The organism is Faecalicatena contorta, from assembly GCF_021531895.1.
Taxonomy (GTDB): Bacteria; Bacillota; Clostridia; order Lachnospirales; family Lachnospiraceae; genus JAFBIX01.
The window spans coordinates 77,422-91,302 of sequence record NZ_JAFBIX010000002.1 but is presented as its reverse complement, the minus strand read 5'-3'; the positions used below and the strand labels follow the sequence as shown (position 1 = coordinate 91,302).

Annotated in this window: 13 protein-coding genes and 2 pseudogenes; 7 read left to right on the top strand and 8 right to left on the bottom strand. The window is 40.4% G+C overall.

Going from position 1 to position 13,881, the window contains the following annotated elements; translation table 11 throughout:
* The first annotated feature begins 3 nt into the window (after positions 1-3).
* A complete protein-coding gene (locus JQM81_RS01130; protein ID WP_235231632.1) occupies positions 4-777 on the top strand; it encodes a DeoR/GlpR family DNA-binding transcription regulator in 774 nt (257 codons plus the stop codon).
* A 15-nt stretch (positions 778-792) separates the two neighbouring features.
* Here JQM81_RS01130 and xylB read toward each other — a convergent pair whose 3' ends face one another.
* The gene (gene xylB, locus JQM81_RS01125; RefSeq protein ID WP_235231631.1) at positions 793-2,319 is read right to left on the bottom strand and encodes a xylulokinase; all 1,527 of its coding nucleotides are present in this window, start codon (positions 2,317-2,319) and stop codon (positions 793-795) included.
* Between the two features lie 14 nt (positions 2,320-2,333).
* On the bottom strand, positions 2,334-3,101 hold the full coding sequence (locus tag JQM81_RS01120) for a GntR family transcriptional regulator (RefSeq protein ID WP_235231630.1): 768 nt from the start codon (positions 3,099-3,101) through the stop codon (positions 2,334-2,336).
* A gap of 277 nt (positions 3,102-3,378) precedes the next feature.
* Here JQM81_RS01120 and JQM81_RS01115 point away from each other — a divergent pair, with 277 nt between their 5' ends.
* Both JQM81_RS01115 and JQM81_RS01110 read left to right on the top strand, forming a co-directional pair.
* Positions 3,379-4,404: a zinc-dependent alcohol dehydrogenase gene (locus JQM81_RS01115; protein WP_235231678.1), complete on the top strand. Its 1,026-nt coding sequence runs from the start codon at positions 3,379-3,381 to the stop codon at positions 4,402-4,404.
* A gap of 38 nt (positions 4,405-4,442) precedes the next feature.
* A complete protein-coding gene (locus JQM81_RS01110) occupies positions 4,443-5,516 on the top strand; it encodes an alcohol dehydrogenase catalytic domain-containing protein (RefSeq protein ID WP_235231629.1) in 1,074 nt (357 codons plus the stop codon).
* 61 nt (positions 5,517-5,577) lie between these two features.
* Here JQM81_RS01110 and rpiB read toward each other — a convergent pair whose 3' ends face one another.
* Positions 5,578-6,018 carry a ribose 5-phosphate isomerase B gene (rpiB, locus tag JQM81_RS01105; protein WP_235231628.1) on the bottom strand — a complete coding sequence of 147 codons (441 nt, stop codon included), beginning with the start codon at positions 6,016-6,018 and terminating at the stop codon, positions 5,578-5,580.
* Between the two features lie 290 nt (positions 6,019-6,308).
* Positions 6,309-6,515: pseudogene (locus JQM81_RS13775) on the bottom strand (transposase); the annotation flags it as partial.
* A 193-nt stretch (positions 6,516-6,708) separates the two neighbouring features.
* On the opposite strand from JQM81_RS13775, the gene JQM81_RS01095 reads away from it, so the two are divergent.
* The 3 genes and pseudogenes from JQM81_RS01095 to JQM81_RS13860 form a co-directional block, all read left to right on the top strand.
* Complete coding sequence (locus JQM81_RS01095) at positions 6,709-6,942, top strand: transposase (RefSeq protein WP_235231627.1); 234 nt, start codon at positions 6,709-6,711, stop codon at positions 6,940-6,942.
* 60 nt (positions 6,943-7,002) lie between these two features.
* On the top strand, positions 7,003-7,473 hold the full coding sequence (locus JQM81_RS01090) for a hypothetical protein (RefSeq protein WP_235231625.1): 471 nt from the start codon (positions 7,003-7,005) through the stop codon (positions 7,471-7,473).
* A 12-nt stretch (positions 7,474-7,485) separates the two neighbouring features.
* Positions 7,486-7,680 (top strand): annotated as a pseudogene (locus tag JQM81_RS13860) (IS1634 family transposase); the annotation flags it as partial.
* Between the two features lie 140 nt (positions 7,681-7,820).
* Here the strand turns inward: JQM81_RS13860 and JQM81_RS01085 are convergent.
* Positions 7,821-8,930: a PD-(D/E)XK nuclease family transposase gene (locus tag JQM81_RS01085; RefSeq protein ID WP_235231624.1), complete on the bottom strand. Its 1,110-nt coding sequence runs from the start codon at positions 8,928-8,930 to the stop codon at positions 7,821-7,823.
* 233 nt (positions 8,931-9,163) lie between these two features.
* Between JQM81_RS01085 and JQM81_RS01080 the strand changes: the two genes are divergently transcribed.
* Positions 9,164-9,958, top strand: coding sequence for an HAD family hydrolase (locus JQM81_RS01080; protein WP_235231623.1), 795 nt, complete (start codon positions 9,164-9,166; stop codon positions 9,956-9,958).
* A 76-nt stretch (positions 9,959-10,034) separates the two neighbouring features.
* On the opposite strand, the gene JQM81_RS01075 is transcribed toward JQM81_RS01080, so the two are convergent.
* From JQM81_RS01075 to uraA, 3 genes are all read right to left on the bottom strand, one after another.
* Positions 10,035-11,768, bottom strand: coding sequence for a carbon starvation protein A (locus tag JQM81_RS01075; RefSeq protein ID WP_235231622.1), 1,734 nt, complete (start codon positions 11,766-11,768; stop codon positions 10,035-10,037).
* Between the two features lie 61 nt (positions 11,769-11,829).
* Positions 11,830-12,354: a hypothetical protein gene (locus JQM81_RS01070; protein WP_235231621.1), complete on the bottom strand. Its 525-nt coding sequence runs from the start codon at positions 12,352-12,354 to the stop codon at positions 11,830-11,832.
* Positions 12,355-12,574: 220 nt separating this feature from the next.
* Positions 12,575-13,834, bottom strand: a complete 1,260-nt coding sequence (gene uraA, locus JQM81_RS01065) for a uracil permease (protein WP_235231677.1) — start codon at positions 13,832-13,834, stop codon at positions 12,575-12,577.
* Between the last annotated feature and the right edge of the window lie 47 nt (positions 13,835-13,881).

The following is a 13,881-nucleotide window of genomic DNA, read 5'->3' as shown; positions in this document are numbered from 1 at the left end:
TTTATGCATGCACCTGAGCGAACAAAATTAATCTTAAATTATCTTAATGAACATGAGTCAGCATCCATCCATGAGCTGTGCGACCTTACATCTTCCTCCATTGCTACTGTAAGGCGTGATTTAAATGCCATGAGCCAGGACGGATTAATTATAAAAATGCATGGTGGTGCAAAAAAAGCGCATAAATCTGTTACAGGGAATATCGTGAATCAAAGCGATATTCCTGATTTATACGCAAAAGAAAGAACTCATATCGCAAAGGTTGCTGCAAACCTCATTCATCCTGGCGACCATATTTTTCTAGGTTCCGGAAGAACCTGTACGCTTCTTGCCAGAGAGATCAAAAATATCCCAGATCTTACGATCGTGACGACCAACATCAATGCAGTCGTTGAATTCTCTTCATCTCCGAATGTTTCTGTCTTACTTTTAGGCGGAAGCATCAATTACAGCGCTCATTTTATTGAAACTTTTGGTGAATACACTGCCGAACTCGTCAGCCAGATATCTTTTGACAAAGCTTTTTTTACCGTTGACGGGATTGATTTTGAATTTGGCTATTCTATTACACATCGTTCACGCACCTCTATCTATAATTTTCTAATCAAAAACTGCAGAAACTGTTATCTCCTTGCCGATTATAGTAAATTCGGAAAGAGAACTTTTTCACAGCTCTGCAGTCTGACAAAAATTCCTAATGTAATTACAGATTCGAAAGTCGATTCACAATATCTGAACTATTATCGTTCTCACGGAATCAACGTTCTGATCTGTTAATCAATATGTTTCTTTTTATACGTGTTTCGCCAGTTTTCTGAACGTATCTTCTAATGCGAAATAATACTCTTCAAATGCTTCTTTCACTGGCATATATGCCTTTACAGCTTCCGGATTCGATTCCTGAACGCAGTCGATATTAACAAACTTGTCGATCGCCGTAAAGTCTTTAAAGATTCCTGCTCCGACTCCGCCGATAACAGCAGCTCCCATAGAACTTCCTTCCTCCAGAAGGGTCGGCACCTGAATCCTGGCATTATATACATCAGCCATGATCTGACGCCATACAGCGCCCTTTGCACCTCCGCCTACAACAGTGATCTCATCAATATCGATCTGTGTACGCAGAATATCCAGGCATACAGACAGGTTCATGGTAACACCTTCCAGAACACTTCTTAAGATATCTCCTCTGGTTGTCTCAGGCTTCATACCAAGCCATGCGCCCTTTGCATCTGCATTCCACCTTGGCGCACGTTCTCCGAGCAGATATGGGAGGAAAATAACTCCATTTGCACCTACCGGGCTTTCTTCAATCAACTCATTCATATATTGATATGGAGAAGTATGATTCTCTTTTGCTTTATAAGCCTCCATTGTGCAGATCGTATTCTTTACCCAATTATAAGAGCCGCCGGCATACTGCATCGTTCCATTCGGTGCATACAGTCCGGGAACTGCATGTGCCCATGTAACTGTTCTCATCTGGTCATCAAAGATCGGTTTTTCTGCAGTTGTGGTAATCCATGCAGAGGTTCCCATACAACAATAAGTCTTACCCGGTGCAATAGAACCACAGCCGACATTCGCAGCAACTCCATCTCCGGCACCCAAAACTACCGGTGTTCCTTCTGCAAGACCGGTTGCTTCTGCGGCCTCCTTCGTCACGCCTCCGGCAACAAATGTGGATGGTTTGATCTCTGGTAATTTATCCGGGTCAATTCCGGCATACTGAATCAGTTCTTCTGACCACTGGAATGTATTCAGGTCAAAACATGCAAAACTATTTGCATCAGATGGTTCTGTATAGAACTTTCCGGTCAGCTTAAATGTAATATAATCTTTTGCATTCAGAACTTTATAGGTCTGTTCATATATATCCGGCTGATTGTCACGTACCCACATCAATTTCTGGATTCCATATGATGCGGTATTTCTATGCCCGACAATATGGTAGAAATCCTGCTGGCTGATGTGTTCTTCAATCTGTGCGACCTGCTTTTGCGCTCTCTGATCTGCCCAGATAATGGATGGTCTCAACGGCTTACCATTCTTGTCTACACAGAGACATCCCATCATCTGTCCGCTGAAACTAACAGCACCAATGTCTTTCGGATCTACCCCTGTTGAATGAATCAGATTACTGCTTGACTTGCACACAGCATTCCACCAGTCGTCTGCATTTTGCTCTACCCATGTATCATTAAAATAGTGGGCATCATAAGGAAATACTTCACTACGGATCAGGCTGCCATCTTCGGAAAACAGCGTTGCTTTATTTCCTGAAGTCCCCAGATCGTGTGCCAAGATATACTTTGCCATAATGTTCCTCCTTTTTACCTCTTATTCTCTGGAAATACGGTCACTTCAAACTTATTGCGGTCACCGCGGTATCTTGACAAGGTATATTCAATAGGCTTGCCAAACGCATTATAACCGACCGAAACAAAAAACTGAATCGGCTTTCCCCGTTTCATATCCAGCAGCTTCACATCTTCTGTCTTTGCCTCCACTGCCTCTATGGTACGCTCAATACGGAAGATCCTACTCTCTTCTTTTTCCGAAAGGATACTGTATAACTGCTCCGTATTAAGATCATGATTCAGCAAAAACGAACATTCTTTATACGGAAGATATGTCTTACTGGTTACAATAGGCTCCCCATCTGCCATCCTCTTCCGATACAAAAAAATCACTTCATCTTTTTCTGTGAGTTCCAACGCCTCAAGTACCACATCTTTTACCTCTGTTCCTTTCATCGTCTTCAATTCAAGGACCTCTGTACTCGGAGTCATGCCCAGACGGAATATCTGGTTATTGAAACTTTCAATCTTACGGATATAATCCTGAGAAATCTTTGGCTGTGCCACAAATGTTCCTTTGCTCTTCACACGATAAAGCCAGCCCTCCTGGACTAATTCCGTAATTGCCTGTCTGACAGTTGTCCGACTGATTTGAAACGCATCACTGATTTCTTTTTCAGTCGGAATTAATTCACCGCTTCTGTAGTTACCCTCTTTGATCTCCGATAATATTAATTTTTTTAACTGAAAATACAGAGGAATCGGAATCGACTTATCGATCCTATCAGTCTTGTTTAACATCTCATCTCCTCCTCGCTTTTCCCACAAATACACTATATTTAGTATATCACATTGGGATTCCTTCGCAAGAGAAAAATATATTTTTGCCATAAATATACCTTTGTAATGATATTATAATATTATACTGTGAAAAATCAATAGTTTTTCTCCTTTTTTTCTTGTATTCAAGGTTATTTTTACCTATACGTACTTGTTAACGGCGAAGGACTATGTTATAATATAACAACAATTAATCGTATAGAATTCAAAATGAAAAGGAGTAGATATTATGGCAAAAATGACACAAGCAATTATGACGAAACCTGGAAAAATTGTATATCAGGAAGTTGATGTCCCTGAAGTAAAACCGGACCAGATCCAGATTAAGATGAAAAGAATCGGCATCTGCGGTTCTGATATTCATGTAAATCACGGAAAACATCCATATACCAGCTATCCAGTTGTCCAAGGACATGAAGTATCTGCTGAAGTTGTTGAAGTAGGAAGCGAAGTTACAAACTGCAAAGTCGGAGATAAAGTAACGATCCAGCCACAGGTTGTGTGCGGTAAATGCTATCCTTGTACACATGGTCTGTATAATGACTGTGAGACCTTAAAAGTTATGGGATTCCAGACCACTGGTATGGCAAGTGATTACTTTGTTGTAGACGCCAAAAAAGCACTTGTTCTTCCAGAAGAGATGTCCTGGGATCACGGTGCAATGATCGAGCCTCTGGCAGTTGCAGTACATGCTGTACGCCGTTTTTCTGCTGATATGACCGGCAAAAAAGCAGTTGTATTAGGCGGAGGCCCAATCGGAAACCTTGTTGCCCAGACAGCAAAGGCACTGGGTGCGGAAGTCGTTCTTCTGTCTGAATTAAGTACATACAGACGCGAAACTGCAAAAAAATGCGGTATTACAGCTGTTAATCCAAACGAAAAAGATCTGTTAGAGGCTATTATCGAGGCTTGCGGAGAAGACCGTGCAGATGTTATCTTCGAATGCATCGGTATCAATCCGACAACAAAACAGGCAATTGAATACGCAAGAAAAGGCAGCCACATTGTAATCGTTGGTGTATTTGGCGATCTTGCTACCGTTGATATGGCAGCTGTTCAGGATCATGAGCTGACACTTCTCGGAAGCGCAATGTACCGTGAAGAGGACTTCAAGAAAGCGATTGAATTAGTTGCTGACGGAAAGATCGAATTCGAATCTTTGATCACACACCGTTTCGGATTCAGAGACTTTAAGAAAGGTTACGATACCATTGACCAGCAGAAAGATAAAGCTATGAAAGTTATCATTAACATGGAAGAATAATTTCATAAGATTATAATTTTATATTGGGGGAATTGATTATGAGCACTTTGCCCAAAACAATGAAAGCTCTTGTCGCTTATAACAAGGGAGATTACAGATATGAGCCTGAATATCCCGTTCCGGAATGCGGACCCGATGATATTATCATAAAGACAGAAGGCTGCGGTATATGCGCAGGAGATTTGAAATGTTATCACGGTAATTCGACCTGGGGAGATGAAACACATGAAAAATGGGTTCGCCCTCCATTTATTCCGGGTCATGAATTTCTTGGAATCGTAGTTGAAAAAGGCGAAAATGTTACAGAATATGATTTGGGTGACCGCATCATCGCTGACCAGATCGTTCCATGCGGCAAATGTAAATTCTGTAAAACCGGCCGCTATTGGATGTGTCAGCCACACGCGACTTTTGGTTTCCAGAAGGAAAATAACGGAGGCATGGCAGAGTATGTCCGTTATCCGAAGAATGCCGTCCTTCACAGGGTACCCGCTGATATGCCGCTGGAAGATGCTCTGTTGATTGAACCTTATGGTTGCGCAAAACATGCTGTTGACCGTGCACAGATTACCGTTGAGGATGTTGTTGTAATCTCTGGCGCCGGAACTCTTGGTCTGGGAATGATCACGTATGCACATATGATGAATCCGGCCAAACTCATTGTTCTCGACATGAAAGAGGAACGATTGGAAAAAGCTAAAGAATTTGGTGCAGATATCGTTATGAATCCAGGAAAGATGGATGTTGTCAAAGCCATTCAAGATCTTACCGACGGATATGGATGCGACATCTATATCGAAGCTACCGGCCATCCATCCAGCGTTGTGCAGGGACTTCAAGTCATCCGTAAGCTCGGACGTTTTGTAGAATTCAGTGTATTCGGGGAACCAACAACTGTTGACTGGACACTGATCGGGGACAACAAAGAACTGGATGTGCTTGGTTCTCACCTCAGTCCTTACTGCTATCCGTTCGTTATCGAAAATATCGCCAATGGCAATCTGAAAACAGACGGCGTAGTAAGCCGCTATTTCCCAGTCGAAAAATGGGAAGAAGCATTTGAATATGCAACTGGAAAATATGGTGATTTTAAAGTAGCAATCAAATTCTAAAAAATACATATCCTATTTAACAGGGGGCAGGTAATAAAACATTACCTGCCCCCTGTTTGTATTATTTATCTTCAATCGCCATGATCATGTCCACTCTCGTCTGATGGCGTCCGCCTTCAAACTCTGCCTCAAGCCATTCTTTTACAATCTGTTTTGCCAGTTCTACTCCAATGATTCTTGCACCAAACGCCAGAATATTCGTATTATTATGACGCTTGGAATATACTGCCGTGCAAGGCTCTGAACATACAACAGCCCTGATTCCCTTTACTTTATTGGCCGCCAGCGAGATGCCTACTCCCGTTCCACAGATCAGGATTCCAAGATCCACTTCCTGTGCCACAACCGCTCTGGCTACCTTCTCACCATATACAGGATAATTACAGCTTTCATGGGTATCTGTTCCGTAATTGACCACCTCATGCCCCAGCTCTTCCAGATACTTTACAATCTCATTTTTCATATCTACAGCTGCATGGTCATTACCTATTCCTATTTTCATTATGATTGATCCTCTCTTCCATTCATATTAATATCTTTTTATATTATAATGTGTCAGAATTTAATTTTCAACACAACAACATTTATTATTTCGGGAGATTCACTATACCATAAAAAGCCCCGTCTTTAGGATTTAGTACGGGAGTTTGACAGTTGAATTATAGAAACAATACTTGCAGGTCGCATAAAATCTGCTTTTTTATGTCAACTTGTTAGCTTTAATCTATTGTATTTTATTGCAATGTATTGTAAAAGATAGAGGTAGTTGGTGCTATGTCAAGAAAAAGTCATTTTTAACTTGTACTTTTTCTTGACATAGCACCAGATAAAGGTTTTGATGACAGGAAGTTTATCAATCTTGAACTTTTGATACTTGGGAGAATAGGAATCATCGAAAGCCCACTGTTTGAGAGGAATGTATCTGCAGATAAAATTTAAAAGCCAGCAGATTTGTTTATGTTGGTATTGAATGTAGTTAGGTAGTGTCTGCTGATTAATAGTCAAAAGCTTGAAAATACTGATTTTCTGTTCCTTATGTGGTAAAATAATTGCAAGGTTTTCAATATTTTGAGTTTATTTTTCTTGCAGTTTTTCTGCAGAAAACCATATAGAAGGAGCTGAAATTCATGTACAAGGAAGTTGGTAAGTCACATTTTCTTTTCTGGATTTTAATCAGCCACTGGGGCTTCATATGAATCCGAACAACCGCTGGATCAAGATGGCTGATGCCATCCCGTGGGATGTTTTTGAAAAGAAGTATTCCAGACTTTTTAAAGTAAAGACTGGAAATGTTGCAAAGCCGCTTCGTACAGCACTTGGCGCCCTGATCATACAGACAAAGTTCCAGTATTCTGACCGGGAACTGGTTGAGCAGATCACAGAAAACCCGTATTTGCAGTACTTTATCGGGCTGCCGGGGTATTAGGAAACACCACCATTTGATGCAAGCACGTTGGTGCTGTTCCGTAAGAGAATTAACGCTCAAATGATAGCGGAAGTCAACGAATACATGTTGGATGCTCTGAATAAAAAGCAGGATAATGACGATCATCCAAAGCCACTATCGGGAGGGGGAAGCTCTTCATCAGATACCCATGCGGAAGAGGAGCCTGAAACCGAAGGTACATTGCTTCTGGATGCCACCTGTGCTCCTGCAAATATCAGATATCCGCAGGATGTTTCTTTACTGAACGAGGCAAGAGAAAAACTGGAAGCCATCATTTACAGATTCCATAAAGCATATGGTCTGCCGTTGCCGCGTCGCTATCGCAGGAAAGCCAGGAAAGATTATCTGGCATTTGCCAAGTGTAAAAAACGTACGGTAAAGAAGATCCGCAGGGCTTTGCGTCAGCAGCTGCAATACGTCAGACGTGATATGGGATATCTGGAAGACTTTATGTCAGAAGGATATGCGCCAACCAGCAAGGAAATCCCACTACTGCAGACCATCTTCTGATGTTGTCAACATCACTTCGACTGCACCAACTTCTATTTTGAAATCGATAAGGAAGATGATTTCAGAAGAAAAGGACCATCAAAAGAAAACCGCAAAGAACCTATCGTTGGTTTGGGTCTTCTTCTCGATGCAAATCAGATACCGATTGGTATGAAAGTTTCCGATACTTGTATCTCTGATAATCCGAAAGAGGCATCTGTCACAGACATTAAATCTATCTTTTTAAACGCTTATAATAGTTAATAGTGTATCCTCCATGCAGAAAAGATGTCATGACTTTTCTGCACACAAAGTCGGCAAAGAGGCTGTCACATCCATTGATGTGCAGCCTCTCTGTCGTATTATACCTATTCTTTCTCTAATAACAATTGGCGTAGTTTTTCAATTTCGCGGTTCTTTTCTTCCAGCTCTTTATCCTTTTCCGTTAATTCCTTATCCTTTTCTGTTAGTTCCTTGCCCTTTTCTGTTAACTCTTTATTTTTCTCCGTTAGTTCTTCATTTGTCTCCATCAATTTCTGTTGAACATTCAGCAACTCTTGCAGATTGTCTTCCAACTCCTGTCTCATTTCCTCAATCATGTACTTTGTCGTATTTTCATCTAGCACTTTCAACGCCTCTGAAAACATCCGTATCGCCTCCTTTGGGTGATATCGAAAGTATACAATCTCTCGATACATTTCTTTGAACTTTGGATCACTGGCTAATACTTTTCGAATATGTTCTGGCTTATCTGATCCAATAAAATATAGCCATGTCTCTAACTCACTCATCTTATCTTCTTCCTTTTTATTATCTTCTATATCTAAAAAAATATCAAGAGATACAAAATAAAATTCTGATAACAACTCCAGTTGTAAACCAGTATCGAATTTCCAGCTTCCATGATGAACATAATCACTTTTATATTCTTTGAATTCTTTACTGCTATGTTCCATGATAACGATCGTATAAGATTTTTTCATATCACGATAGTCGAATTTCTCGCCCTGGATACTTTTTTCATGTTCATACTGGCGCATAATCATATCTGCTGCATAACATGCTGCTCTCTGTCCTGGAAAGAGATATCCGATTTTCTGAATTTCTACATTTACTAATTCTCCTTCATCTGTCTCTGCAAGAATATCCATTATTAAGAGAGAACCTTTTTCTGATATTCTACACTGTTCTTTGGGAAGCGCTCTTTTTACTCTGAGTTTTTTCCCCACAATACAACTAATAAAATCTGACAATCGCTCTGGATGTGTCTCTACATCAAATATCTTTTTAAAAAAAGAATCGTAAGTCATCATTACTCCTCTGATGCCCATACAAAATTGCACAAAATGTTCTTGAAAATCTTCATTTAAATCAAGGAATTCTACATATACTGTATGGTTATTTCTGATTTCGTGCATCACCTGTTCTCGGGTCTTTAAATCCCCGAATACGCCTATTTGTCCTGTTGTTTTACTCATAAACATCCTCCTACTTGTTTTTTAATTTTCATTGGAAATTCTTTGATCTAAAGTTCCGAAAATAAGATGCCTTACGGCGAGAAATAATTAGATATCTGAAATATAACTTAAGTAGTGATATCATAACACAGCCATTTTTTCCTGTAAATAGAAAAGCATTGATTTTTTCAGCGACATAGATATAATAAAAATGGTTCTAAAATAACAGTTTTACTTTACAAGGAGAGAATAATATGATCAGACTAATTGCCAGTGACGTAGATGGAACCCTATTAAAAGAGGAGAGCCAGAATCTGAATCCTAATATCTATGACATTATACGCCAATTAAAAGAAATGGATATACATTTTATTGCTGCCAGCGGCCGACAATACTATAATTTACGAAATATCTTCGCTCCGGTTCAGGACGATATTTCCTATATTGCAGAAAATGGTTCTTTATGCATCTCTGATGGCAAGGTTATTTCCAGAGGATTAATCGATCGAGAACTTGGACTACGAATCTTTCGGGCAATAAAAGAATACGGCAATTGCCACTGTCTTCTTCCCTGTGAATCTACTTGTTATGTCGAATCAACATCAACTGCATTTATCGATCACGTCAAAAATGGCTTATGTTATAATACATGCGTCGTTGATGACTTATCTCAGATCCAGGAACCTTTTCTAAAAATTGCCGTCTGTGACTATAATGGAACAGATGATATCTGGACATATTGCCGAGATTTATTTTCTGATGAAATTAAGGTTGTTACTTCTGGTTATACTTGGATTGATTTCATTGCTCCAAATGCCAACAAGGGATCTGCACTTGCAGAACTTGCCCGCCACTTTAATGTAAAACCAGAAGAATGTATGGCGTTCGGAGATCAATATAATGACGCTGAGATGTTACAGTTTGCCGGTATCAGTTATGCAATGAACACCGGAGCACCGGGAATATCTGATTTTGCAACATATACTACTGATTCTGTGGAAAAAGTGTTGTACGGTTTATTAGACAAACTCATACACGGAAATCAATAATTCCACTTATTAAAAAAACTCTATGCGAATGATTTTATCAATCTGCATAGAGTTTTATTTTTCTTTATATCTTCAATTAAGCTTCTTTTTTCTGGTTAGCCATTGTCTTAATACCATCTACTGCAAGAATCACTGCAAGAATCATTAACAATGCAGCAAGGATTGCACGTACATAGCACCAAGTAACGCCTTCTACTCCTGCTGCAATACCAGCGAAGTTAGACTTCAATGTGAAGAACAGAGAAGTAAGTGTTACGATAAGCATAAATGCCATTGGGAACAAGAACATCTTGTTGTTCTTTCCTGCCTTTCCAAGCCATGTTGCAACTGCAAGTAATCCAAGTGCTGCAAGCAGCTGGTTAGAAGCACCGAACAGAGGCCAGATATTTGCATATCCTGTAAGTCCAAGACCAATTCCAAGTACAACTGTAATCAGTGTTGCTACGAATGGGTTTGTAAGAACTTTCTTATATCCAGTTACATCTTTGTAGGTCTGTCCAGGCTCAAGCCAGAATTCCTGGAACATATAACGAGCAAGACGCGTTGCTGTATCCAGGGATGTCAGACAGAATACAGATACAGTAAGGACTAACAGTGTGTAAGCAATCTTTTCTGTTCCTGCAAGTCCTGGAATAGAACCAAGCATCTTAGAGATACCTGTTGCAAATACTACGGTAGGAGTAACGGTCTCACCTGATGCATAATTAGCCCAGATATAACCTACTGCACACAGAGAAATGATTGCAAGTGCACATTCGATCAACATACCACCGTATGCAATTGGCTGTGCATCTTTCTCGTTGTTCAGCTGCTTTGCTGTTGTACCAGATCCAACCAGTGAGTGGAAACCGGAGATTGCACCACAGGCGATTGTTACGAACAATGCCGGGAACATATATCCCAGAGAGCTTCCTGTCGGAGCAACGGTATCTACAAATCCTGTGAATGCCGGAATATCCATATGCGCGCCGCCAGTCAGACCACAGCCGATGATACCAACAACTGCAACTATCATCATGAAGTAAAGCAAGAATGAGCTCAGATAATCACGTGGCTGAAGCAGAATCCATACTGGTGCAACAGATGCAGCAAGAATATAGATACCTACAATAATCATCCATGCTTTGTTGCTTAAGTAGATTGGATGCCAGTTTAATCCGATTGCCATACAGATAACGATTGCTGCTACACCAATGATTGTAGATAATCCAAGTCCGGCATTACGACGGTATACCAGAAAACCAAATGCAATCGCAATCAGGATAAACAGAATAGAGATCATAGCAGTTGTTGCATTTGCTGCACTTGCCGCATAATCAACAGCTCCGCTCTCTGTATAAGTTGCCATAAATGTATTTGCTACGATAGAGCCAAAAGCAGCTACTACCAGGATCAGTGTAAGGTAAGAGAAGATAATAAATAACTTCTTTGCTTTAGAACCCATTGTGTCGGCAATAACTTCACCGATTGACTGACCTTTGTGACGGATAGATGCGAATAATGCACCAAAGTCATGAACTGCACCGAAGAATATACCTCCGATCAATACCCACAGAAGTACCGGAACCCATCCGAATACTGCTGCCTGAATAGGTCCATTGATAGGACCTGCTCCTGCGATAGATGAGAAATGATGTCCCATTAATACAGGTGCTTTTGCCGGAACGTAATCCACGCCGTCTTCTTCTGTGTGTGAAGGCGTTTCTCTTGATGGATCGATTCCCCATTGTTTTGCAAGCCATTTGCCGTATGTAAGATAAGCAACGACAAGGATTGCAATGCCAATTACTAATACTGCAATACCATTCATTTTAATTCCTCCTCATTCCTTTATTATGACTGTAATGGTTTTGTCTATATTGCCAATAAGGTCAGATGACTCCAGCCTTACTATAGCCCTTTACCAGATCCTTGGCAGCACGATTGCCAAAGATCTTCTTATTCTTCAGATCGAAGACAAGCAGCCTTACTTCACTGTAGCCTCGAATCGTAAAGCGATAATTCTTCACATAACTGAATCGTTTCACCATTTTCTTAACTTCGTCTGTAACCCCATTCTCTGCGATGAAAATTCCTGTCATATAAGTATACATATGGTCTTTTTCTGGACATTTTTTTCCGCCGCGTACTAGTTGTGGTTCTATGTAAGAAACAACCTGCTCACGATATCTCTCTATATCTTCAACGCTCAATTGGTCCAGAACCCTGAAAAACACATGTTCAAAACAATTTGCCCGCCACAATTCTGCCTTCTTAACAAGGACATATTTTGCGCTGGTCACATTGAAGCTCGCATGTGCATCATATATATCCCCGTTGATATCATAGGCTTTCTCTATATCATAGCTTGACTGATAAGATTTCAGTAATCTCTCCAATAGATCTTCACCTGTCATATACATCGGTCTCCTTTGGCCTTATATCACTTTACTCTGCTAAATTCTTCTTTCAAAACAGTATTCATATTACCACTTCTTTCGACAAATTGCAATACTTTTGGAGCGCACTCTGTAATTTTTTTGATAATCAAAAGATTAAATGGATGTCAGTATGGACATATTGGAAAACGAAAAGGGAGGAGCATATGCTCCTCCACAGATTTTACCTTATTCCTTTTTAATCATCTCTATCGTTCGTCAATTTTAACTTATCCAAAATATAGAACACAAGACTCAAAATCATACCTACTACACATGCCAGTACCATACCTGTCAGCTGTACATTTCCAAACTGTACGGCTATTCCAGAAAGGCCTGTTACAAATACAACCGATGTAAGGATCAGATTTCTGGATTTTCCATAATCTACCTGAGAATCTACCAGGATACGAATACCGGATGCTCCGATCATACCATACAGTAAGAAAGAGATTCCTCCAATTACCGGTCCCGGAATAGTCTGGATCAGTGCCGATAATTTACCTACAAATGAACAGACAATGGACAATACAGCTGCACCTGCTATGACTCTTACACTGTATACCTTAGTAACTGCCATAACTCCAATATTTTCTCCATATGTCGTAGTCGGTACAGAACCGATCAGACCTGAGATCATTGTAGAGAGGTTGTCCCCCAGAAGGGAGCGGTGAAGTCCTGGATCCTTTAGCAAGTCTTTTCCGACAATCTTACTAGTCACCACCTGATGTCCAATATGTTCTGATGCAATAACCAGAATAACCGGCAGGATGATCAGAATTGCTTCTAAGTTGAATTTCGGAGTCTGGAAATTCGGAAGTTCAAAAAGAGCTGCATTTGCTACTTCGGTAAAATCTACCATTCCACAGCAAAGCGCCGTTACATAACCTGCGATAACCGCAATCAGAATCGGAATAACCGATAAAAACCCCCGGAATAAAATATTTCCAAAGATTGCTACTCCCAAGGTTACCATAAATACAATAACATTACCGGAACTGATCTTTTCATCTAATAACCCCGCATTGCTGGCCGCACTGCTTGATAATTCCAGACCGATCAACGCTACTACCGGTCCCATAGCCGCCGGTGGAAGTACAATATCAATCCAATCAGAGCCGAATTTATAGATGATCAACGCCAGAATACATCCACAAAAACCTACAACAACAAAGCCTCCCAATGCATACTGATATCCCATCTCACTGATAACAATTCCTGCAGGCGCAAGGAATGCAAAACTTGATCCCAGATATGCCGGCGCTTTTCCTTTTGTAATGGCAATGAATAACAACGTACCCACACCATTCATGAACAATACAATTGCCGGATTGATGCCAAATAAAAATGGTACCAGTACAGATGCCCCAAACATTGCAAACATATGCTGAATACTAAGGGGTATTAATAATTGAACCGGTACCTTGTCTTCGATCTGGATGATCTTCCTACTTTCCATCATGTTTCCTCCTCATCACATTTCCTTTTTTCAGTTCATTTTACACT

Coding starts and splice junctions, on each gene's coding strand:
- uraA (WP_235231677.1), bottom strand. CDS start 13,834: ATGGAAAGTAGGAAGATCATCCAGATCGAAGACAAGGTACCGGTTCAA.
- JQM81_RS01130 (WP_235231632.1), top strand. CDS start 4: ATGCATGCACCTGAGCGAACAAAATTAATCTTAAATTATCTTAATGAA.
- JQM81_RS01070 (WP_235231621.1), bottom strand. CDS start 12,354: ATGACAGGTGAAGATCTATTGGAGAGATTACTGAAATCTTATCAGTCA.
- JQM81_RS01095 (WP_235231627.1), top strand. CDS start 6,709: ATGAATCCGAACAACCGCTGGATCAAGATGGCTGATGCCATCCCGTGG.
- JQM81_RS01120 (WP_235231630.1), bottom strand. CDS start 3,101: ATGTTAAACAAGACTGATAGGATCGATAAGTCGATTCCGATTCCTCTG.
- JQM81_RS01080 (WP_235231623.1), top strand. CDS start 9,164: ATGATCAGACTAATTGCCAGTGACGTAGATGGAACCCTATTAAAAGAG.
- JQM81_RS01115 (WP_235231678.1), top strand. CDS start 3,379: ATGACACAAGCAATTATGACGAAACCTGGAAAAATTGTATATCAGGAA.
- JQM81_RS01085 (WP_235231624.1), bottom strand. CDS start 8,930: ATGAGTAAAACAACAGGACAAATAGGCGTATTCGGGGATTTAAAGACC.
- xylB (WP_235231631.1), bottom strand. CDS start 2,319: ATGGCAAAGTATATCTTGGCACACGATCTGGGGACTTCAGGAAATAAA.
- JQM81_RS01090 (WP_235231625.1), top strand. CDS start 7,003: ATGATAGCGGAAGTCAACGAATACATGTTGGATGCTCTGAATAAAAAG.
- JQM81_RS01075 (WP_235231622.1), bottom strand. CDS start 11,768: ATGAATGGTATTGCAGTATTAGTAATTGGCATTGCAATCCTTGTCGTT.
- rpiB (WP_235231628.1), bottom strand. CDS start 6,018: ATGAAAATAGGAATAGGTAATGACCATGCAGCTGTAGATATGAAAAAT.
- JQM81_RS01110 (WP_235231629.1), top strand. CDS start 4,443: ATGAGCACTTTGCCCAAAACAATGAAAGCTCTTGTCGCTTATAACAAG.